This is a genomic window from Novosphingobium sp. PASSN1 (genome assembly GCF_002278815.1).
The window spans coordinates 102,794-122,870 of the sequence record NZ_NKIS01000008.1 but is presented as its reverse complement, the minus strand read 5'-3'; the positions used below and the strand labels follow the sequence as shown (position 1 = coordinate 122,870).

The window sequence follows — 20,077 nt, the reverse complement described above, 5'->3', positions numbered from 1 at the left end:
CGGGCGCAGATTTGTGATCACATGGCGGCATGACGGCAACAGATCTTTCGGCGGAAATCGAAGCAACGGGTGAAGACCCGCGCACATTGCACCAGCAGGTGCTCGCGGGGCTCAGGCGGCGCATCCTGCTCGGCCGGATCGAGCCGGGGCAAGCGCTGACGATCCGGGGGCTGGCCGCCGAACTGGGCGTGAGCGCGATGCCGGTGCGCGAGGCGCTGCGCCAACTGGTGGCAGAACGCGCGCTGGAACTGATGGACAACCGGCGGGTGCGCATTCCGCCGATGACGATCGAGCGCTTCGAGGACCTGATCGCGGCGCGCATCGTGCTGGAGGCCGAAGCGGCGGCGCGGGCCATGCCCTATGTGACCGATGCGGTGATCGCGCGGATGGAAGCGGAAGACGCGGTAATCAACGAGGCCGAGGCCGCGCGCGATTATGACCGCTGGATCGGCGCGAACTATGCTTTCCATTCCGTGCTTTACGGGGCGGGAGGGCAATCGGCATTCCTGCCGCTGATCGAATCCTTGTGGCTGCAGATCGGGCCGTTTCTGCGCCGGGCGATCCGCACGATTTCGGGCCACTACACGGTAGACCGGCACGGCGAGGCGCTGGCGGCGCTGCGAAGGCGCGATACGATGGCGCTCAGGATCGCGATCGAGGCTGATATCCGTGACGGGATTGCGCATATCGGCAGCACCCTGATCCGCAGCGACATGCTGGGTGCGGTTGGGGGCAAAGTACCGGAGGGCGCTATGGCATGAGCGAGCATTCGTCCGAGCAGCAAGGCCAGCCGAGTCTGGCGAAGGGCGCGCTTTCGGCGCTGGAATCGACCATCATGGGGATCGCGGGCACCTCGCCCGCCTTCACCGTGGCAGTCACCACCGGCACGATCTATGCCGCCATCGGGCCGCTTTCGGTGGGGAGCCTGCTCTACAGCGGCCTCATCATGCTCGGCATCATGTTCGCCTTTGCCAAGCTCAACCGCGTGATGCCCGATGCGGGCGCGGCGTTTGCGTGGGTGGGCGCGGTGTTTGGCCCGGTCTGGGGGTTCTTCGCCGGGTGGGGGCTGATGGTCGCCTCGGTGGTGTTCATGGTTTCCGCCACGCTGCCCGCCGCCACCGCGACCTTGCTGCTGTTTGCGCCCGGTGAGGTGGAGAACACGCCGCTCGTGACCGCTATTGCTGCCGTGTGGCTGACGGTGGTGACCGCCATCGTCCTGCGCGGGATCAAGCACGCCAGCACCGCGCAGGTGACGGTGACGGTGATCGAGGCCGCCATCGTGGTGGCGCTGCTGGGCGCGGCGGTGTTCTGGTTCGGGGCGAACCCGGCCCATGTGCCTTCGCTCGAATGGATCGCGCCGGGCTCGTTCACGTTCCGCTCGTTTGCCGATGGGGCCATCGTCTCGGTATTCTTCTACTGGGGCTGGGACGTGACGATGAATCTGGGCGAGGAGACCGAGCCCGAGGATGCATCGAAAGGCGCGTTCTGGGCGATGATCAATCTCATCATCTTCTTCGTGGTGCTGATGACGGTGGTGCTGATCGCGCTTTCCGACAAGGAAATCGCCGCTGCCAACACCAACGTGCTCTATGCGATTTCGGCCAAGATCTTCCCGGCGCCGTGGAGCTATCTCGTCGTGCTGGCGACGGTGCTGAGCACGGTGGGCGCGCTGGAGACGCAGATCCTGCAGTTCAGCCGCAGCATGTATTCGATGGCGCGCGCCGGCGTGATGCATCCGCGCTATGCCGCCGTGCACCGCGAATGGCAGACGCCGTGGGCGGCCACGCTGGTGATCTGGGGGCTGGGGCTCGTGCTGCTGTTTGCCGCATCCTACATGCCTTCGGTGGCGGCCATTCTGGAGAGTTCGATCGAGGCGATTGGCTTGCAGATCTGCTTTTACATGGGGCTGACGGGCTATGCTTCGGCGTGGCATTTCCGGGGGCTGCTGAAAACCGACCTGCGCGAGTCGTTCACCCATGTGATCATGCCGCTGATCGGGGCGCTGTTCATGACCGGGGTGGCGGCGTGGGTGATCCCCACGTTCAGCGCCATCGTGCTGACGGTGGGCATTGGTGGGCTGGCGCTGGGGTTCATTCCGCTGGGGCTTGGCATCTTGCGCAAGAGGCGCGGCTGAAGGATCAGCATATAGTCCTCAAATATACCTAGGTGTTAACTGCATGTTCGGGCCGTCCTGCTAGCTCTGCTGGCCGGAGACCTGATTTTGAACGACGAATCCTTTACCATGCGGCCGGGGAAGCGGGGCCTTCCCGGAGCAGGCCCAGCTGCTGCCAGCGCTGATGGCAGCGCTGCAGCCTGCTTTGCCGTGCAGCCGTGGCGCGCGTGGGATTCGCCTGAGGCGCAGGCGGTGTGGGACGGGCTGGCGGCGCGGGCAGGAACGCCCAATCCGTTTTTCGAGCCGTGGTATCTGCTGCCGGGGCTGGCACGGTTCGATCCCGGCGCACGGGTGCAGATCGCGGCGCTGATGCGCGGCGGTGCAGCCGAGGCACTGGTCCCCTTGGAGCGCGCGTGGCGTTATGGTCGCCATCCGCTGCCGCATCTGGCGGTGTGGCTTCATGCCAACGCGTTTCTGGGTGCGCCGCTGGTGGCCAAAGGGGCGGAAGAGGCGTTCTGGGAGGGGCTGCTCGATTGGGCGGACCGCAATCCGGGGGCGGCGCTGTTTCTCCATCTGGCCGCACTGCCGCTGGATACCGCGCTGGCCGATGCGCTGCTGGAGCTGTGTGCGCGGCAGGGACGGCAGGCGGCGCTGGTGCACCGCGAAGAACGTGCGCTGCTGGCGACGAACCTTGTGGCGGCAGACTATCTGGAGCAAGCCCTGCCGGGCAAGAAGCGCAAGGAACTGCGCCGCCAGCAAGCGCGGCTTGCCGAGCAGGGGGCGCTGGCGTTTGTGCGCCGCGATGACGCAGGCGGGATCGGGCCATGGATCGAGCAGTTTCTTGTGCTGGAGGCGCGCGGCTGGAAAGGCAGTGCGGGCAGCGCGCTGGCCTGCGCGGCGGAGACGGCGGGCCTGTTTCGTGAGGCGATGATGGCGGCGGCGCAGCGCGGCTGCCTTGAACGGCTGAGCCTTGAGCTGGACGGCCAGCCGATTGCCATGCTGGCGAGCCTTATCGCGCCGCCGGGGGCATTTTCCTACAAGACCGCGTTCGATGAGCGCTATGCCCGGTTTTCGCCCGGTGTGCTGCTGCAGCTGGAAAATCTGGCGCTGCTGGAGCGGCCGGAGGTGTGCTGGGCCGACAGCTGCGCTGCGCCCGATCACCCGATGATCGATTCGTTGTGGCGCGAGCGGCGTCCGCTGGGCCGGGTTTCCATCGCGATTGGCGGCGCGGCGCGGCGTTCGGTGTTTGGCCGCCTCGTGTCCCTTGAATTGTCCCGCAGTCCGCCCCGCATCTCACAAGGTCTGGCATGAGCTTTTCCGCGTTTCCTCCGCAAGCCCGCACGGCCTTTGCCGCGGCCTATCCCGAAGTGCCGCACCGGCTGACGCACGATCTGCGCGGGCACCCGCTGCTGACGCTGGAGGCATTGGCCGACCTGGCCGAGGCGCTGCCGGAAACGTCGCGCGAGTATAACCGCGCCGATCTGCCGGTGGGGCTGAACGGGATCGTGCCGCCCGCCAACGGGCTTGGCATTGGCGAGACGATCCGCCGCATTGGCGAGACGGGGAGTTGGGCCGCGCTCAAGAACATCGAGCAGGTGTCCGCCTACCGCGATCTGCTGCTGGCGCTGCTGGAGGAACTGCGCCCGGTGATCGAGGCGAAGACCGGGACCATGCTGCGCCCACAAGGCTTTGTGTTCATCACCAGCCCGCACGGGGTGACGCCCTATCACTTCGATCCGGAGCACAACATCCTGCTGCATCTGGCGGGTGTGAAGACGATGACGATGTTTCCGCAAGGGAACCCGAAGTATGCGCCGGACGAGACGCATGAGGGCTATCACACGGGCGGCGGGCGCGAGCTGTTCTGGACCGATGATCTGGCGCGCGGCGGCACCGAATGGAAGCTGCGGCCGGGCGAGGCGCTTTATGTGCCGGTGATGGCGCCGCACTATGTGAGGAACGGGCCAGGCAGCGCCATTTCGCTTTCGATCACGTGGCGTTCGGAATGGAGCTTTGCCGAAGCGGACGCGCGCGCGTTCAACCGCGTGCTGCGCCTGGCCGGGCTGCGCCCGCGTGCGCCGGGGCGCTGGCCGCAGGATAACCGGGTGAAGGCGGCGGGCTGGCGGGTGCTGCGGCGGCTGCCCCTCTTTGGCTGATGCATTTGGGCTGATGCCAGCTTTCCGTTGACGCAAACGGCAGGCTGGGCAATGCGCTGAGCTTATGAGCGAAACTTCCAACTCCGATCCCGCCGATCTCGTCGCCGGCTTGCTGCGTCTGCTGGATGTGGCCGATCAGGGCGGCGATCACTTTTCCGGCGCGCGCAAGCCGGGCGGGGTGGGCCGTGTGTTTGGCGGGCAGGTGATCGGGCAGGCGCTGGCGAGCGCCGAGCGCACGGTGCCCGAGGACCGTCCGGTCCATTCGCTCCACGCTTATTTCCTGCGCGGCGGCAGCGAGGATTTCGGCATCGATTTCGAGGTGATGCGCGATCTCGATGGCGGGAGCTTTGCCAACCGGCGCGTGGTGGCCAGCCAACCCGACGCGAGCGGAAACCTGCGGCCGATCCTGACGATGGTCGCCTCGTTCCACAAGCGCGAGCCGGGGGTGGAGCACGCCGAAGCGATGCCGCACGTGCCGGAGCCGGAAAGCCTGCGCAGCGAGCAGGATCTGCGCGCCGAATATGCCGACAAGGTGCCCGAGCGGATGCGCCGCATGATGCTGGAGGCGCGGCCGATCGAACTGCGCCCGGTGGAGACGCGGCACTGGATGGGCGCAGGCCCGCGCGAGCCTTTGTCACACACCTGGATGCGCGCTGTGGCGCCGCTGCCCGATGATCCCAAGCTGCACCGCGCAGTGCTCGCCTATGCCAGCGACATGCCGCTGCTGGGCACCGCGCCGCTGCCGCACGACATCAGCTGGGCCAAGGGCAACATGATGGGCGCGAGCCTCGATCACGCGATCTGGTTCCACGACGATTTTCGCGCCGACGAATGGCTGCTCTATGTGTGCGACAGCCCATGGGCCGGGCGCGCGCGCGGGTTTAACCGTGGGCGCATCTTCACGCGCGATGGCCGGCTGGTGGCCAATGTGGCGCAGGAAGGGCTGATCCGCCCGCTGACGAAGACGTCTGCCGACTAGAGCACTTTCCGACCAATCTGGCTCACCGCGATTGCCGCAGGAAGCCTCCCGGCAAGGAACCTTGCGCCGGGCGGACTGGTAGCCCGTCCAAGCAAGGTGACGCTGTCCGAGGGGCTTCCTGCGGCAACCCCTCCGGTGCGGGCCCCTTTTGGCCGATTGCCGCGTCGATCGTCGGTCACAATGCTTCAGCATTGCTCCCTCCTCTCTCCTTGCACTCGGCCAAAATCGGCTCCGTCGCAGTGAGCCAGATTGGTCGGAAAGTGCTCTAAGCTCTATGGCTTGCCCGGCGGGCAGTTCACGATCGCTTCGAGCAGGGTGACCTGTACGAGTGAGGAGGACACCATCGTCAGCAACCGGTCGGTGTTGGTCTTGTCCGACAGGGCCACCACGATAGCATCGAAGGCCTTGCAGCGCTGCAGCGTGGTCATGCCCGCGCCATACTGGTTGCCGATCATGGTGAGGTAGCGATCAAACGGATCGGTGCGGCGCGAGATTTTGGCCGCAGGCTTTGCCGTGGCCGGGGGCGCAGGGGCGGCTTTGGCGGGGGCGCCTTTTACGGGAGCCTTGGTTACGCTCTTTCCGGGAGCCGCCTTTGTCGGCAGCGCGTTTGCGAGAGTTGCCTTGGCGAGAGCTTTGCCCGCCGCAGGTTTGCCAGTAGCAGGTTTGGCGGGCGCAGTTGCGGGCGGGGCCGAGGCGGCGGGCGCGGCTGCCGGTGCGCCCTTTGCCGGCAAGTTGCGCAGGAACGCAGCGACCCGGTCGTTTGCGCTTGTGAGCGTGGTGCGGCGCGCAGAGGTCATTTCGTCGAGGTGATCGCTGATCGGCACGCTGACATGCTTGCAGCGCACTGAAACGCCCATCATCATCGTCTGGAACTCGACAACGCGGGCAGCTTGCACGGTCGCCGCATCGGGGCAGTTGGCTCGGGCCGCTTCTGCTGCTTCTGCTGTCGCCGGGGCAAACGCCAGCGCCAGCGCCGCAACCGGCCCGGCGCGGCGCAGCAGATGCGATGACATCATGGCTGGCGAGGCGTTTCGCAGGCCACGATCGGGACGGCCATTAGCGCGGAGAAGGCGTTTACCAGCACCGATTGCGCGTTGAACGCAGCAGCAGCAACGGGGCCATACGCGCGCGCTTCGGCGGCGACGGCGTTGACCGGATTGATATCGCCTGAAAGCTGGTTGGAATCGTAGAGGTCCTGAAGCTGGCGCAAGTAGGCGATAGCGGTATCGTTGTTGCGCTTCGCCGCATCGACCGCAGTGATGTAGGTGCTATCGTGGAAAGCGTTGCGCGCTTCGGCCGAACAGAAGCTGACCGGGAAGGCCAGCGGAGGAATCTGGGCGAGCCGGGGCCGCGACGGCATCACGAAGCTGGACGGCAGCGGGCCGACCGCGATCGGGTGCGGATCGGCTGCGGCGACAGTGCTGGCCGACAGCGCAGCGGCATCGGGCACCGCGAGGGGCGGGCCCAAAGCGGCCGAGGGGGCTGCCGGTCTGGCCACTTCGACAAGGCGCGGGGCGGCAGCGCCCGGTGCGGCAGCAGGCACGGCAGACGGTGCTGGTGCGGCGACTTGCGCGCCATCGGCAGGCGCTGTTTCGGCTACGTCGACGATCGGAGCGGGCGGCGGCGCGCCGGTGCGCTGGCTATCGCCCAGCGCGCCAAGCAGGCGGCGCAGGGCGGCACTGTCAGCATTCTCTCCCGCCGGTTCGACGGGCGGTGCAGGGGTGACGTAGGGCGCTGATTCGGACGCATCGCGGGGGGCGATCCGTTCGCGTGATGCGGGCAAGGGGGCGGGCAGGGGGGCTGGCGGTGGCACTGCCTTGGCAGCAGCGAGCTGCCGTGTTGCCGGTGCCGGGGTTTGCGGGGCCACCGCGGGCTTCGGGGGCGCTGCTGCGGTGATGACCGGTGGTTGGGGCAGCGCGGGAGGCGGCACCGGGGCCATTGCCGGGGCTACGGCAGGCGGCGGGGCGATTTGCGCCGGACCAGGGGCAGGCATGGCTTGGCGCAGCTTTGCGAGCTTTACACGCGCGAGCGCGGCGAACGTGCCATCGGGGTACTGCGCCAGATAGGCTTCATAAAGCGCGGCATCATCACCGCTTTCGACCGATTGCCAGAAGGTCAGTTCAAACTGCGAGCCGACGCCGGTGGCAGCAGCACCTTGTGCCAACGCGGAAGCTGGCAGCGCAAGTGCCAAGGGCACTGCGGCGATTGCCGCGAGCCAGCGTGCCGACTTATGCCGGACGCGCGTGTCCGCGCTGACAATACCCCTGTTAACCACCGTGCCCCTCGGTTCGTTTGCCGCCAAGCCCTTGCGAAGGCTGGATCAGGAAATGTCCCTATCACACGATGGTAAAGATTCGAAGTCGATATGGGCGCGACTGGATCAGCACGCCTGCATCATTGGGCCATCGGCGCGGCGCAGGGACGCAGCGGCACGGTCATCAGGGCATCGAACTGGCGCACCAGCGCAGCCTGCACGGTATAGGCGCGGGCGGCTTCGGCCTGATAAGCGCGGGCTTCTGCGGCGATGGCATTGAGGACTGCGGTGTCGCGGCCAAGCTGGCCCCGGTCGTAGGTCTGCTGGAGTTGGCGCAAGTAGGCGATAGCGGCCTCGTTGTTGCGCGTGGCGACTTCGACCGCCGGGCGATAGGTATTGTTGTGGAACAAGTTGCGCGCATCATTGCTGCAGAACGAGCCGGGCAAGGCAACATCGGGCACCGGCAGCAGCAGCGGCCGGGCGGACGCATAGTTTGCGCCCGGATTGGCGGCTGAATTGGCAACTGGCGCGGGGGCATAAGCAGGCTGGATTTGGGCGGGCTGGCTCAGGCCGGGCGCGGTGGCGGCCAGCGGCTGGACTGGTTGCACCGGCGTGACGAGCGGAGCGGCATCAGGCGCGGGCGCGACGGCGGTGCCTTGCGCGGCAGGGTCGCCTGAGCTGCGCAGCTGCGCGAGCAGGCGGGCGAGCGGCGAGGGGGCTGCTTCGGCCAGGGCAGGCTGCTGGAGGTTGGCCGGGGCTGAGGTCGGTGCGGCAGATGGTGCGCTGGCGACAGCCGCCGGGATCGGTGCGAGCGGCGCGGCGGATTGCGGCAGGGTGAGCACGGCAGGCACCGAGATCGGGGCGGGGGCTGCAATGGGTTCTGGCGCAGGCGCTGCGGCAGGCTGAACGGCTGCGGCGCGCTGGATCGCGGCGATCCGGGCGCGGGCCAGCCCGCTGAACGTGCCATCGGGATAGCGCGCGAGATAGGCTTCGTAGCTGGCGGGATCCTCGCTGCCGGTGACCGATTGCCAGAACGTGAGTTCGAAGGCTGAGCCGACTCCGTTGGGTGCGGCGGCCTGCGCTGCGCCAGCGGCTGTCTGCGCGGCGGCGGGCGGCGCGGCCAAGGCGGCCAGCGCCGCAAGCAGGACGGGCGTGGCAGCAAGGCCAAGGCGTTTCATGCGCATCGTGTGCTCCTCATGCTGCTGGCAGCCTGATTGATCGGTTCCCTGTGCGGCAGTTTCACCTGCGAGTGGTGGACGAGTGCCAAAGGCTTGCGGTTAACTCCAAACTCACCGTGTTTTGTGAGGGGGGCGGGTCAGTTCTCCGCCGCACAGGCCATTTCATCGAGTTTGGGGCGGGCGATCAGCGTTTCGGCGACTTGCGCGAGGAGGCGCACGTCGGGCACTTTGGCCAGCTCGCCCGCGACCTGATCGAGGGTCTGGCACGTGGCGAAGCTGGTTGCGCCGCCGCCGTAGCTGTTGCCCAGGATCGTGGCATAGCGATCGAAGCCGCCACTGTGCGGATCGATCCCGTCGCCGCCAAGGAAATGGCGCAGGCGCGTGGCGGCCTGGCCGAACGGGGCCTGATGCGCCGTGACCATGCCTTCATAGGTGCCGCGCATATCATAGCCGATGCGATTGCAGCGCAGCGACACCACCATCATCATCGTTTCGAACTGGTGGATGCGCGCAGCGGTGGCGGTCTGGCGATCGATGCAGGCGGCCTGTGCGGGCGCGGCCATAACGAGGCTGAAAAGGGCGAGCGTTGCGATGGCGCGGGAGAGGCGGCGGCTCATTGGCTGGCTCCACATGTGGTGACGGGTGCGGTCATGATGTCTTCGAACTGGCCGGACAGCTCTTCCTGAATGGAGCCGGCGGCGTTGGCGGTGCGCGCAAAATCCTTGGCTTCGGCGGCGATGGCGGCCTGCGCGCGGGTATCGCCGCTCAGCTGGTAGTTGTCGTAGAGCGTGCGCAGCTTGCGCACATAAGCGGCGGCAACTTCGCCGTTGTGGCGGGCGATGGCCATGGCGGGCTGATAGATCCCTTCCATGAAAGCTCCGCGCTGCTGCGGTGAGCAGAAGCCCTGCGGCACCGCGACTTCGGGCATCGACATCAGGCGCGGGCGGGTGGGCATCGCCATTTCCTCGGCGAGGCCATACTGGCTGCCGGGGGTTTCCTGCGAAGTGACGAGCTGGCCCAGCATGATCCCGAGCGGCGAGATCTGGCGGCCGACATCGGGCATTTCGACCGAGACGGCGGCGGTGGAGACGACCGCGCGCATGAAGCGGGCGTTGCCGGATGGGACGGCTGAGCGGCGGCGGCGCGGCGGGACATACGTGGCGGCGGCATAGAGCGCGCGGGGGGGCGCTGATGCTGCCGGGGCCGCAGCGTAGACCGGTGCAGGCGGGAGGATAGGTGTGGTCTGGGCGGCGACGGCAGCTTCGAGTGCGGCGGCAGAAGGCAGGCTGACCGGAGCCGCGCCGAGGGTGGCCAGCAGGGTGGGCGCGGCGAGCGGGGCTAGGGGCGCGGGGGTCGGAGGTGGAGCTTCTGAGGCACGCTCTGCGCTCAGCGAGGCGAGCAGCTTTGCGCTGCCAACGGGCATGGCCGCGCCGTTGCCGAGGAGTTCACTCGGGGCTTCCTGGGGCGCTACCGGCGCTGCGTCCTGAGCGGGGGCGGCGGCGAATGTGAGCACCGGCGGCGCGGTCGGCGCGGGCGGTGCATGAAGCTCGGCGGGGGCGGCTGGCACGGCTGCAACAGCCGCTTCTGCGGCTTCGGCAGCAGCTTTGGCGGCGCGGACCGCGCGCAACACGCTTGTGGCATCTGGTGCGGCTTCTTGCGCGCTGGCTAATGGTGCCGCGATGCCGCAGGCGGCGCTGCATGCGCCGAGCAGCGCGGCTTTCGCCAGCAATGCCTTGAACATTCGGTTTCGCGCCACGTTGCTGCTCCCGTTTCGCCTGGGTTGCAGCCGCTTCGTGGGGGGAAGCGGCCATGGCGGACGGTATGGCCGAGCAAGGTGGAAATCGGTTCAAGCAGCGGCTGCGTATCTATCCCTACACATCGCGCATAATTGACTGAATTATGACGAAAATCAGGCTCCGGGATGGTAAAAGTCATAGACCGCCTGCGCGACGGCGCCGCTGACCCCGGGCGCGCGCTGGAGGTCTTCCAGACTGGCGGCGCGGACTTTGCCGGCAGTGCCGAAATGCAGCAGCAGCGCGCGTTTGCGGGCCGGGCCGATGCCGGGCACTTCATCGAGCGGGCTGGCGGTGATCGCGCGGCTGCGCTTGGCGCGGTGCGCGCCGATGGCGAAGCGGTGGACCTCGTCGCGCAGGCGCTGGAGGTGGAACAGCACGGGCGAGTTCACGGGCAGCATCTTCTCGCGCCCATCCATGAAGTGGAACACCTCGCGCCCCTCGCGCCCATGGTGCGGGCCTTTGGCGATGCCGATGAGGGTGACGTCCTCGATGCCCATGGCCTCCAGCGTCTCACGCGCGGCGGAGAGCTGGCCCTTGCCGCCGTCGATCAGCACCAAATCAGGCCACATGCCCGCCTCGCGGTCCGGATCCTCGTCCTGTGCTTTGGCGAAGCGGCGCTGGAACACTTCGCGCATCATGCCGAAATCGTCGTTGGTCTGCGCGGTCTTGATGTTCCACTTGCGGTACTGGCCGGTCATGAAGCCCTCCGGACCCGCCACAATCATCGCGCCCAAGGCATGCGCGCCCTGAACATGGGAGTTGTCGTAGACTTCGACGCGGCTCGGCGTTTCGCCGAGTTCCAGAAACTCCGCCATTTCGCGCCAGGTCCGCGCCTTGGTGCCGCTTTCGGCCATGCGGCGTTCCAGCGCCTCGACCGCATTGCGCTGGGCTTGTTCCATCAGGCGGCGGCGATCCCCGCGCTGGGGGACCGACACTTCGACCTTGCCGCCCGCCGCGCCGTGCAGCGCTTCGGCGAGGAGGTCGGCTTCGGGGAGTTCCCGGTCGACGAGGATCAGGCGCGGCGGGGGGACTTCCTCGTAGAACTGGGCGAGGAAGCTGGTCATCACTTCGTGCTCCTCCAGCCCTTCGGTATGGCCGGGGAAGAAGGCGCGGTGGCCCCAGTTCTGCCCGCCGCGGATGAAGAAGGCCTGGATGCTGATCTGGCCGCCCTTGTTGGCCATTGCGAACACGTCCGCATCGCCAACGCCTTCGGCGTTCACCGCCTGGCTGCCCTGAATGAACGTGGCGGCGCGCAGCCGATCCCGCAGCATCGCCGCGCGCTCGTAATCGAGCGCTTCGGCGGCCTCGGTCATCTGCGCTTCGATTTCCTTTTGCACCGCGCCCGATTTGCCGCCGAGGAAGTCCTTCGCCTGCCGCACGAGTTCGGCGTAGTCGCCCTCGCTGATGCGATCGACGCAAGGGGCCGAGCAGCGCTTGATCTGGTAGAGCAGGCAGGGCCGATCCCGGCGCGACATGAAGCCATCGTTGCAACTGCGCAGGAGGAACAGCTTCTGCAGCGCGTTGATCGTGGTGTTGACAGAACCGGCACTGGCGAAGGGGCCGTAATAGTTGCCTTTGGCACGGCGCGCACCGCGATGCTTGGAGATGCGCGGGAAGGCGTGATCGCCGCGCAAGAGGATGAATGGGAACGATTTATCATCGCGCAGCAGCACGTTGTAGGGCGGGCGGTAGCGCTTGATCAGCTGCGCTTCGAGCAGCAGCGCCTCGGCTTCCGAATTGGTCGTGACGATGGTCATCGAGCGCGTCTGGCTGACCATGCGCTTGAGGCGCTGGGGCAGGCGATCGACCTGGGTGTAGTTCGCCACGCGGTTTTTCAGCGCGCGCGCCTTGCCGACATAGAGCACATCGCCGCGCGCATCGTGCATGCGGTAGACGCCGGGCTTGGGCTTCAACGTGGCGACGACTTCGCGGATGGCGGCGACCCCGCGCTCGATATCCGGCTGTTCGGCTCCGCGAACGGTGTAGGTCGCCTTGTCTTCGTTAAAGCGCTCCGAAGCCTGCGGGAGGAGAGGTTCGGGCACTTGCGGGCCGGAATGCGTATCGGACGCAGGAGGGGTGTCGCGGCGGGCCATGGCGCGTTCGAGATAGTCGCCCTGTGGCGGTTTGGGGAGGGGCAGCGGGCAGATATCCCCGCGCAGCGGACGGCCTCTAGGGGAATCCTGCTAGGGGCTTGGCGAGTGCCGGTTAACTGGTGCTGGCGCATGGCTGCGCGTGATGAGCAACATATCCGCCCTCCCAGTGTTTCCCGGGCAGCAACTGACTGGACGCCGGGCGATGCCGCGCGTCCGTCTATGCATTCCGGCCAAAGTGCAGATGCTGCATGGGTTGGAGAATACCTTGCTCGACGATCTTTCGCAGACGGGGGCACGCGTGACGCTGGCGGGGCGGCTGCCCGGCGCGGGCGCGGGCGTGGTGGTGAAGGCTGCGGGTCTGGACGTGTTCGGCAACGTGGTGTGGGCGAAAGGTGCCCGCTTTGGCATCGTGTTCGAAGAGCCGCTGCCGCTGCACGACGTTGTCAACGTCCGCCATCTTGCCGATGCCTATGCCGAGCATGAGGCCGAGCAGATGCGGCGCAATGCGCGCATGTTCGTGCAGGGCGGTCCCCGACTGCGCCGGCCCGGCTGAGTATCAGACCGGCTGACGGTCAGAACTGCTTGCGCAGTTCGATGGAAAATACGCGGCCTTCGGGATTGAGGTAGCCGCGCTGGTAGCGCAGCGGGGTCGCACCGGTCTGGTCGGTCACTTTCTGCACCCCGTCGAGCAAGTTGTTGACCCCGAACGCGAGCCGCGTGCCCTTGAAGAACGGCGCGCGCTGGGTGAGCTTGGCCATGCGGCCGAGATCGACGAAGCCGCGCACGTTGAACGTGGCAAGATCACCGAACCGGAGCGTGCTCGCGCCCGGCAGGCCGGAGCCATCGACGCGGGTTCCTGCGGCATATGTCCCGGACAGGCGCAGGCCGAAGCCGCGATAGAACCCGCCGCCCTCCAGCGTGGCGCTGCGCCGCGCGATGCCTGCGCCTGAAAGCGCATCGCCATCAAGCAGATCGAGCACGCGGCCGCCCGGGACAAGGCGCGCGGTTTCGTCCAGCTCCTGTGTAAAGGCGAGGCTGAGGTTCCAGTGCCCGCGACCATCGGCGCTGGGGCCGCGCCCGCGTCCACCCCCGCTGCCGCCTGCCCCACTGCCAGCTGCGCCATTTGGCCTGCCGCCACCGCGCATGCCCGCAAAGGCACCGCGCCGCGCAGCCGGATCGGGCTTGCCGAAAGCGCCGCCGAAATTGAGGCTGGCGCGCAGGCGCGAACCGGTGGTTTCGGCAAAGGTCACCGCGCGCTGGTCCACGCTCACGATGCGGCCCGCGTTATCGCGCGTGACCCGGCCGGGAAAGGCCGCTTCGACATCGGGGGTGAGCAGCGGAAAGGCGTTCGTGGTATCCAGCGAGCGGTTGCGGAAATATTCGACGAGCAAGCCGGTTTCCTTGCCGATGGGCAGATCCCAGTTGGCGGAGAGCTTGATATCGCGCTGGCGTTCCTTTTTGAGCGCCGGGTTGCCGCCGGTGATGACGGCGGCGAGCACACTTTCCCCCCGCGTGAAATCATAGAGCGCGACGCCGGTGGTGACGGTGGCCGGCGCGCCGAGATCGGCAAGGCCCGGTGCCTTTTCACTGGCGATATAGTTGGCGGCAAAGGTCAGCTTGGGCGTGACGCCCCAGGTGATGCCCGCACCCCACGCAGAGAGGCTGCCGAAATCGGAGACGTTGTGCGCCTCGGCGTTGAGGTTGAGCGAAATATCGCCGAGCGCAGCGCCGAAGCCTTCGCGGCGGCTGGTGATGGGCAGATCGAGGCTGAGCCCGGCCTGCGCATCGCCGCGCCGCAGGCGGGCAGGGGCGGCAAGCTGGCGCGAATCTTCCGAACGCAGGGCGGACCAGGCGAACCCGGCCTTCACCGTCAGCGCGGCCTGCCCGCCCGGCAGGCGTAGCGGGGAGCCGGTGAAAGTGGCAAGCGTGGTCGCGCTATCAGACCTGCTGCGCGCGATCCCGGCGGGAAGCGGCAGGATCGCGGCGGCAGGCAGGGCGGCGGTGGGAGACAGCGCGCCCTGATCGACCAGCGTTTGCAGCCCGGCAAGGTCTGCGCGCGAATCGATCGTGGTGGTGGTGGAGACACGGCTGCCGTCTGCCGTCCACGCGAGCTGCCATGCGCCGAGCGGGAGATTGAGCGTGGCCCCGCCAGAGACGGTATCGGCGACGGTGCGGCTGGCGAGCGGTGCGGGGAGCAAGGTGGTGCGCTGGGTCAGGCTGCCGTCGGGACCGGTGAAGATAACGCTGTTGAGGCCGTTGAGGCTGTGGTTGTCATTGCGCTGGACCAGGCCATTGAGCGCGATCGACGCGCCGGTGCCGAGTGACTTGGCCCAGGTGCCGTTGAGCACCGCGCTGCGCGCATCGGCCAGCAGCGTGCGAAAATCGCCTTGCTTTGGATCAGTGGAGATCGTGGCCACGCCAGCGGTTGCAGGCTGGATGATCCCGCGCTCCGCCTCGGTCAGCGGCGAGCGGCGTTCCAGCGTGCCGGTGAGGTTGAGGCGGCTGCCCTTTTCGATGCGGGTGAGGGTCATCTCCTCGCTGAGATTGGTGAAGCCGCCTGCGCCGGGCAGTTCTGCTTCGGTTTCCGTGCCAAAGCTGCGGAAGCTGTCCTTGAGGATGAAGTTGACCACGCGTTGATCGGGCCGGAAGCCGTATTTGAGAGCGACTTCTTCTGGCAGGACTTCGACGCGGCGGATGGCCTCGGGCGGGATCGAGCGGATTTCGCGGAAGCTGGCGATGCGAAGGCCGTTGAGCAGGACCGACGGCGCGCCCCCGCCGCGCCCGCGCCCGGTGCCCGTTTGCGGGGCGAGCGCGGCGAGCAGCGATTGCAGCGAACCTGCGCCATAGGCGGCGATGTCTTCCTCGCCCAGCGTGACGATGGGCGGGACGGCGGTTTCAACCTGCCCCCGCACGCGCGTGGCCACGACGACGATATCGCCATCGGGATCGGGATCGGGTTCGGGATCACCGGCTGAAGCCGACGTATCAGGCAGGATGGGGGCCTCCGCCCCGGATGCAGCGAACGCTGGCAATGGCAGCAGTGCAAGCGCCGCAGCCGCAGCGCGATATGGCAGGACCATCGCTCAGTATCCCATCGGCGGGCCGGGCGGGAACGCTCGGCGCAAGGTTTCTGCCCCCGGTTTTTTCCTAGGGCGGGCCATTGCCGCGCGACAATGACCCTTTCGTATCATTTTGTCGCAGCGCAGCAATTGGCTTCCCACTTTCCTTTTTGCGCCGAGGCGGCTATGCGCCCCCGCGAAAGGGCGCTGGACGCGCCAGCAATGCGTGCCCGGCACGCGCAGCGAAAAGGCAGACGACCCCGCCTATGGCGAAAGAAGAACTCCTCGAAATGCGCGGCCAGGTGGTCGAGCTGTTGCCCAACGCGATGTTCCGCGTGAAGCTCGAGAACGACCACGAGATCCTTGGCCACACCGCTGGCAAGATGCGCAAGAACCGCATCCGCGTGCTGGTGGGCGACGAGGTTCTGGTCGAGCTGACGCCGTATGACCTGACCAAGGGCCGCATCACCTACCGCTTCATGCCCGGTCGTTCAGGGCCCGGCCAGTCCTGAAGCCCGGCTCAGATGGGGGCAGCCTGATGCACGGCGATCAGGCAGCGCCCGCGCTGGTTCTGGCTTCTGCCAGTCCGCGCCGCCGCGAACTGCTGGCGCGGCTGGGGATTGCATCCCCGCAGGTCATCGCCACCGATATCGACGAAAGCCCGGTGCGCGCCGAATTGCCGCGCGCACATGCCGTGCGGCTGGCCGCTGCCAAGGCGCGGGCGGCAGCGGAACTTGCGCCCGGCGCGCTGATCCTTGCGGGCGATACCGTGGTCGGCGTGGGGCGGCGCATCCTGCCCAAGGCAGAGGATGAAGCGACCGCACGGCGCTGCCTTGCGCTGCTTTCGGGTCGCCGCCACCGCGTGTTCTCCGCCATCGCCGTGCTCTCCCCCGATGGCACGCTGCGTGAGGCGCTGAGCGAGACGATCGTGCGGTTCAAGCTGCTCGAACCAGCGGAGATCGAGGCGTACATTGCCGGGGGCGAATGGCACGGCAAGGCGGGCGGCTATGCCATCCAGGGCAGCGCCGAAGGTTTTTGCGCCTGGCTGGCGGGGAGCCATTCGGGCGTTGTCGGCTTGCCGCTGTTCGAAACGCGGCGCTTGCTGCGCGCGGCGGGGCTGGCGATTGCCTGAGTGGCTGGTCGAGCAGGGAATCGGCGAAGAGCGCGCGGTCCTTATCGATCAAGGCGAGATCGCGGCCGCGCGGGTGATATGGGACGAGCCGTGGCGCGCGGGCGCAGTGGCCGAAGCGCGGCTTCTTTCCCGCATTCCCGGCACGCGCCGCGCCGCGGTGCGCCTGCCCGATGGCAGCGAGGCGCTGGGCGAGGGCTTCGATCCGGGCCTGACCGAAGGGCGCGCGGTTATGGTGCGCATAACGCGCGCCGCGATTGCCGAGAAGGGCCGCGCCAAGCTGCCGCAAGTGCGCCCTGCCGCGCCCGGGGAGGCCCCGCGCGCCGCGCCTGCGCTGCTGGAAGAACTCGCCGCCGGGCCGTACCCGGTGCGGCAGGTGCCAGTGCCGGGCCGCGCCTTTGCCGATGTCGGGTGGGATGATCTGGTGGCCGAGGCGCTGACGGGCGAGGTGGCGTTCGCAGGCGGGAATCTGATCGTCAGCCCCACACCGGCGATGACCCTGATCGATATCGATGGACCGCCGCCGCTGCCCGCGCTGGCGCTGGCGGCAGTGCCCGCGATTGCCGCTGCGCTGATGCGCCTGGATGTGGGCGGATCGGTGGGGATCGATTTCCCCTCGCTGCCGGAAAAGGTGCAGCGCCGCGCAGTGGACGAGGCGCTGGCGGCTGCGTTGGCCGATGCCGGCTGGCAGGGCGAGCGGACGGGGATGAACGGCTTCGGGTTCGTGCAACTCGTCTCCCGGCTGGAGCGGCCCTCGCTGGCGGCGCGGTTTGCGCGCGCGCCTGCGGCCGCAGCCGCGCGCCGCCTGCTGCGGACGGCCGAGCGCGTGGCCGAGCCCGGTGCGCTGCTGCTGACGGCGCACCCCGCCGTGCGCCGCGCCATGCGGACGGAGTGGGAGGCCGAACTTGCGCGCCGCACCGGCCGGGTGCTGCGCTGGCAGGAAGACGCAGGGCTTGCGCTTTCCGCCGCTTTTGCGCAGGCGATTGCGGCATGACCATGCCCGCAACGCCTATTCGCCGCTGCCCGATCTGCCGCAAGCCGCGCGTGGCAGAGCACGCGCCGTTCTGCTCCACCCGCTGCCGCGACCGCGATCTCGTCAACTGGCTGGAGGAGGGCTACACCCTGCCCGGCCCGGCGCATGATCCCGAAGGCGATCCGGATGGCGCGATTTAGTCATGTAGGGGCTGGACAAGGGGCCAAGCCTTCGCCATAGGCGCGCTTCCAACGCGCGGAAGAGCCTTGACGGCCCGCCGTGACGGCAATGCCCGGGTAGCTCAGTTGGTAGAGCACGTGACTGAAAATCACGGTGTCGGCGGTTCGACTCCGTCCCCGGGCACCATTGTCCCCTTCCCAAGCTTCCACATGGCTCCGTAAGCATCCACGAAATGGCGGAATTCCGCCATTTTTCTGCGGCCCAGTTCCGTGTTCAGCCGGGGGCATCCGGTTGCAGCCGGGAGCTTTATTGATAGACTTGATGGTATCAGCCCCAAACCAACAGGCCGGTACCATCATGCCCCTCACTTTCACAGCAATTAACGCAGCAAAACCAAAAGCTAAGCCCTATAAACTGACCGACGAACGCGGCCTTTACCTGATGATTATGCCCACGGGTGGCCGCCTGTGGCGAATGAATTATCGCTATGATAATAAACAGAAAACACTCTCGTTCGGAAAATTTCCCGATCTGTCTCTCGCAAAGGCCCGCGAGGTCCGTGATATCGCCCGCGAAGCACTCGCGCTTGGGCTGGATCCGGCAGAGGAACGGAAGGCGAGAGAGCGCGAAGCCAGAGCCAAACGATCCGAGACTTTAAAGATCATCAGCGAAGAATGGCTGGATCGCCTGACGCTTGAAGGCCGGGCTACCAAAACGCTGGCCAAGCTGCGCTGGATGGTCGACATCGCAATTCCTGTGCTGGGTGATCGGCCTATCGCAGACATAACTGTACCTGAGCTGCTGCACGTTCTGAGATCGGTCGAGGCACGAGGCCGTTACGAAACTGCGACTCGCCTGAGGAGCACATTCGGGACCATCTTCCGCTACGCTATCGCAACCGGGCGAGCGCAGCGGGATATCTCCGCTGACTTGCGCGGGGCGTTGATCACCCCAAAGGTAAAGCACCGTGCAGCCATACTCGAGCCTGCGGCGCTCGGCGGACTACTGCGCGCGATTGACGCCTATGACGGGCAGCCGACCGTCAGAATAGCGTTGCAACTGGCACCGCACCTTTTTGTGCGTCCGGGTGAGCTGCGTATGGCAGAGTGGACCGAGTTCGATCTCGCTGCGCGCCTTTGGGTGATACCAGCGGCAAAGACCAAAATGCGGCGCCCCCACAAGGTCTATCTGACCGACGAGGTTCTCGCTCTGCTGAAGAAGTTGCAAAGCATTTCGGGGGACGGCCACTACCTCTTTCCGAGTGTACGGACCCCTAAGCGACCCATCACTGACAATACTCTGAACGCCGCACTGCGCCGCCTTGGTTACTCCTCCGAAGAAATGACTGCGCATGGCTTTAGAGCGACCGCCAGCACCCTCCTCAATGAATCGCGCAAATGGCATCCGGATGCGATCGAACGCCAATTGGCGCATGTCGATGGCAACAAGATCCGCCGAGCATACGCGCGTGGCGAGCACTGGGACGAACGCATAAAAATGATGCAGTACTGGTCGCGATACCTCGTCGGGCTCAAGAAGAAGAGCACCGCAAGTGGATGAGGCTGTGGATTTGCAGGTGTGCGCAACCGCCTAGGCGTGGTAGCTAGTTGCGACCTGATCTGCGCGGCGAATCCTGGGACAAAAGCCGCCGTTCCTTGCTTCCCGATTGGATGACGGCTTTCGGCAAGAGCAGACGCTCCAACCATGCACGGACGGCAACGTGGACTAGCTGAAGTTGGGCCGATTGCGGACTGGAAGGCGGATTGAATTCGCAGCAGTGCTTTAGGACTTGCGGGTCTTATCCCCGCAGGCTGCGAGCCTCCTCGATCAACTGCGCTCGGATGCGCCGCTTGTCGATTTTGCCGTACTGCGTCAGCGGCAGCTCTGAAACAAGGTGCACGGTCTTGGGTACCTTGTAGGCCGATACCCGGCTGCGCGACGAGCTTACGCTGATCGTCGCCAACCGCGACAAGGTTGAACTGGGCATTGGCCGCAATTCCGGTGACAAGACTTCGGCCTTGGAGGTCACCGAGCGGCTTGGTGCTGCCGCCGCTAAAGGGCAGTCGGCCGGAAAAGTGCCAGCGCCCGAGCCAAAGGGAAGAGAGCCGCCCGAGCTTGAGCGCGCGATCACAAAGGTGGTGCCGTTTGAGATGGGGATTTGACGGTG

The 20,077-nt window shown here is 66.9% G+C and carries 19 protein-coding genes and 1 tRNA gene; 12 read left to right on the top strand and 8 right to left on the bottom strand.

Annotated features, from left to right (window positions below; genetic code table 11):
• Window positions 1-29 precede the first annotated feature (29 nt).
• From CFE35_RS14440 to CFE35_RS14420, 5 genes are all read left to right on the top strand, one after another.
• Window positions 30-761: a GntR family transcriptional regulator gene (locus CFE35_RS14440; RefSeq protein WP_292931484.1), complete on the top strand. Its 732-nt coding sequence runs from the start codon at window positions 30-32 to the stop codon at window positions 759-761.
• On the top strand, window positions 758-2,134 hold the full coding sequence (locus CFE35_RS14435) for an APC family permease (RefSeq protein WP_292931482.1): 1,377 nt from the start codon (window positions 758-760) through the stop codon (window positions 2,132-2,134). Before CFE35_RS14440 ends, CFE35_RS14435 begins: the two co-directional genes overlap by 4 nt.
• 87 nt (window positions 2,135-2,221) lie before the next feature.
• Window positions 2,222-3,424 (top strand): GNAT family N-acetyltransferase, encoded by a 1,203-nt coding sequence (locus CFE35_RS14430; protein ID WP_292931481.1) that lies wholly within the window; start codon window positions 2,222-2,224, stop codon window positions 3,422-3,424.
• A complete protein-coding gene (locus CFE35_RS14425) occupies window positions 3,421-4,269 on the top strand; it encodes a transcriptional regulator (protein ID WP_292931480.1) in 849 nt (282 codons plus the stop codon). Before CFE35_RS14430 ends, CFE35_RS14425 begins: the two co-directional genes overlap by 4 nt.
• Before the next feature lie 64 nt (window positions 4,270-4,333).
• Entirely contained in the window at window positions 4,334-5,248 is a 915-nt protein-coding gene (locus tag CFE35_RS14420) for an acyl-CoA thioesterase II (RefSeq protein ID WP_292931479.1), read from the top strand.
• A gap of 272 nt (window positions 5,249-5,520) precedes the next feature.
• Here CFE35_RS14420 and CFE35_RS14415 read toward each other — a convergent pair whose 3' ends face one another.
• The 6 genes from CFE35_RS14415 to uvrC all read right to left on the bottom strand — a co-directional run bounded on the left by CFE35_RS14415 (window position 5,521) and on the right by uvrC (window position 12,569).
• Window positions 5,521-6,261: a hypothetical protein gene (locus CFE35_RS14415; protein WP_292931477.1), complete on the bottom strand. Its 741-nt coding sequence runs from the start codon at window positions 6,259-6,261 to the stop codon at window positions 5,521-5,523.
• Complete coding sequence (locus CFE35_RS14410) at window positions 6,261-7,412, bottom strand: hypothetical protein (protein ID WP_292931475.1); 1,152 nt, start codon at window positions 7,410-7,412, stop codon at window positions 6,261-6,263. Before CFE35_RS14410 ends, CFE35_RS14415 begins: the two co-directional genes overlap by 1 nt.
• Before the next feature lie 230 nt (window positions 7,413-7,642).
• The gene (locus CFE35_RS14405) at window positions 7,643-8,686 is read right to left on the bottom strand and encodes a hypothetical protein (RefSeq protein ID WP_292931473.1); all 1,044 of its coding nucleotides are present in this window, start codon (window positions 8,684-8,686) and stop codon (window positions 7,643-7,645) included.
• Between the two features lie 131 nt (window positions 8,687-8,817).
• Window positions 8,818-9,297, bottom strand: coding sequence for a hypothetical protein (locus tag CFE35_RS14400; protein ID WP_292931471.1), 480 nt, complete (start codon window positions 9,295-9,297; stop codon window positions 8,818-8,820).
• Complete coding sequence (locus CFE35_RS14395; protein ID WP_292931470.1) at window positions 9,294-10,436, bottom strand: hypothetical protein; 1,143 nt, start codon at window positions 10,434-10,436, stop codon at window positions 9,294-9,296. The genes CFE35_RS14400 and CFE35_RS14395 overlap by 4 nt, the downstream gene beginning before the upstream one ends.
• Window positions 10,437-10,589: 153 nt before the next feature.
• Window positions 10,590-12,569 carry an excinuclease ABC subunit UvrC gene (gene uvrC / locus CFE35_RS14390; RefSeq protein ID WP_292931469.1) on the bottom strand — a complete coding sequence of 660 codons (1,980 nt, stop codon included), beginning with the start codon at window positions 12,567-12,569 and terminating at the stop codon, window positions 10,590-10,592.
• 202 nt (window positions 12,570-12,771) lie between these two features.
• Between uvrC and CFE35_RS14385 the strand changes: the two genes are divergently transcribed.
• The gene (locus CFE35_RS14385; RefSeq protein ID WP_292931468.1) at window positions 12,772-13,122 is read left to right on the top strand and encodes a PilZ domain-containing protein; all 351 of its coding nucleotides are present in this window, start codon (window positions 12,772-12,774) and stop codon (window positions 13,120-13,122) included.
• 19 nt (window positions 13,123-13,141) lie between these two features.
• Here CFE35_RS14385 and CFE35_RS14380 read toward each other — a convergent pair whose 3' ends face one another.
• A complete protein-coding gene (locus CFE35_RS14380) occupies window positions 13,142-15,649 on the bottom strand; it encodes a TonB-dependent receptor (protein ID WP_292931466.1) in 2,508 nt (835 codons plus the stop codon).
• Between the two features lie 245 nt (window positions 15,650-15,894).
• On the opposite strand from CFE35_RS14380, the gene infA reads away from it, so the two are divergent.
• The 6 genes from infA (at window position 15,895) to CFE35_RS14350 (ending at window position 19,470) form a co-directional block, all read left to right on the top strand.
• A complete protein-coding gene (gene infA / locus CFE35_RS14375; RefSeq protein ID WP_292931464.1) occupies window positions 15,895-16,140 on the top strand; it encodes a translation initiation factor IF-1 in 246 nt (81 codons plus the stop codon).
• Between the two features lie 26 nt (window positions 16,141-16,166).
• Window positions 16,167-16,760 (top strand): nucleoside triphosphate pyrophosphatase, encoded by a 594-nt coding sequence (locus tag CFE35_RS14370; RefSeq protein ID WP_292931463.1) that lies wholly within the window; start codon window positions 16,167-16,169, stop codon window positions 16,758-16,760.
• Complete coding sequence (locus CFE35_RS14365) at window positions 16,753-17,751, top strand: ribonuclease (protein ID WP_292931462.1); 999 nt, start codon at window positions 16,753-16,755, stop codon at window positions 17,749-17,751. The genes CFE35_RS14370 and CFE35_RS14365 overlap by 8 nt, the downstream gene beginning before the upstream one ends.
• Window positions 17,748-17,930, top strand: coding sequence for a DNA gyrase inhibitor YacG (yacG, locus tag CFE35_RS14360; RefSeq protein ID WP_292931460.1), 183 nt, complete (start codon window positions 17,748-17,750; stop codon window positions 17,928-17,930). Before CFE35_RS14365 ends, yacG begins: the two co-directional genes overlap by 4 nt.
• A gap of 90 nt (window positions 17,931-18,020) precedes the next feature.
• Window positions 18,021-18,096 (top strand) — tRNA-Phe (locus CFE35_RS14355).
• A 171-nt stretch (window positions 18,097-18,267) separates the two neighbouring features.
• On the top strand, window positions 18,268-19,470 hold the full coding sequence (locus tag CFE35_RS14350) for an integrase arm-type DNA-binding domain-containing protein (RefSeq protein ID WP_292931459.1): 1,203 nt from the start codon (window positions 18,268-18,270) through the stop codon (window positions 19,468-19,470).
• Between the two features lie 238 nt (window positions 19,471-19,708).
• On the opposite strand, the gene CFE35_RS14345 is transcribed toward CFE35_RS14350, so the two are convergent.
• Window positions 19,709-19,939: a hypothetical protein gene (locus CFE35_RS14345; RefSeq protein ID WP_292931458.1), complete on the bottom strand. Its 231-nt coding sequence runs from the start codon at window positions 19,937-19,939 to the stop codon at window positions 19,709-19,711.
• Window positions 19,940-20,077: the final 138 nt, after the last annotated feature.

Excerpts from the sequence above, each read along its gene's own strand:
- CFE35_RS14440 (WP_292931484.1), top strand. The coding sequence starts at position 30 with ATGACGGCAACAGATCTTTCGGCGGAAATCGAAGCAACGGGTGAAGAC.
- CFE35_RS14435 (WP_292931482.1), top strand. The coding sequence starts at position 758 with ATGAGCGAGCATTCGTCCGAGCAGCAAGGCCAGCCGAGTCTGGCGAAG.
- CFE35_RS14425 (WP_292931480.1), top strand. The coding sequence starts at position 3,421 with ATGAGCTTTTCCGCGTTTCCTCCGCAAGCCCGCACGGCCTTTGCCGCG.
- CFE35_RS14420 (WP_292931479.1), top strand. The coding sequence starts at position 4,334 with ATGAGCGAAACTTCCAACTCCGATCCCGCCGATCTCGTCGCCGGCTTG.
- CFE35_RS14415 (WP_292931477.1), bottom strand. The coding sequence starts at position 6,261 with ATGTCATCGCATCTGCTGCGCCGCGCCGGGCCGGTTGCGGCGCTGGCG.
- CFE35_RS14405 (WP_292931473.1), bottom strand. The coding sequence starts at position 8,686 with ATGCGCATGAAACGCCTTGGCCTTGCTGCCACGCCCGTCCTGCTTGCG.
- CFE35_RS14400 (WP_292931471.1), bottom strand. The coding sequence starts at position 9,297 with ATGAGCCGCCGCCTCTCCCGCGCCATCGCAACGCTCGCCCTTTTCAGC.
- uvrC (WP_292931469.1), bottom strand. The coding sequence starts at position 12,569 with ATGGCCCGCCGCGACACCCCTCCTGCGTCCGATACGCATTCCGGCCCG.
- CFE35_RS14385 (WP_292931468.1), top strand. The coding sequence starts at position 12,772 with ATGCCGCGCGTCCGTCTATGCATTCCGGCCAAAGTGCAGATGCTGCAT.
- CFE35_RS14380 (WP_292931466.1), bottom strand. The coding sequence starts at position 15,649 with ATGGTCCTGCCATATCGCGCTGCGGCTGCGGCGCTTGCACTGCTGCCA.
- infA (WP_292931464.1), top strand. The coding sequence starts at position 15,895 with ATGGCGAAAGAAGAACTCCTCGAAATGCGCGGCCAGGTGGTCGAGCTG.
- CFE35_RS14370 (WP_292931463.1), top strand. The coding sequence starts at position 16,167 with ATGCACGGCGATCAGGCAGCGCCCGCGCTGGTTCTGGCTTCTGCCAGT.
- yacG (WP_292931460.1), top strand. The coding sequence starts at position 17,748 with ATGACCATGCCCGCAACGCCTATTCGCCGCTGCCCGATCTGCCGCAAG.
- CFE35_RS14350 (WP_292931459.1), top strand. The coding sequence starts at position 18,268 with ATGCCCCTCACTTTCACAGCAATTAACGCAGCAAAACCAAAAGCTAAG.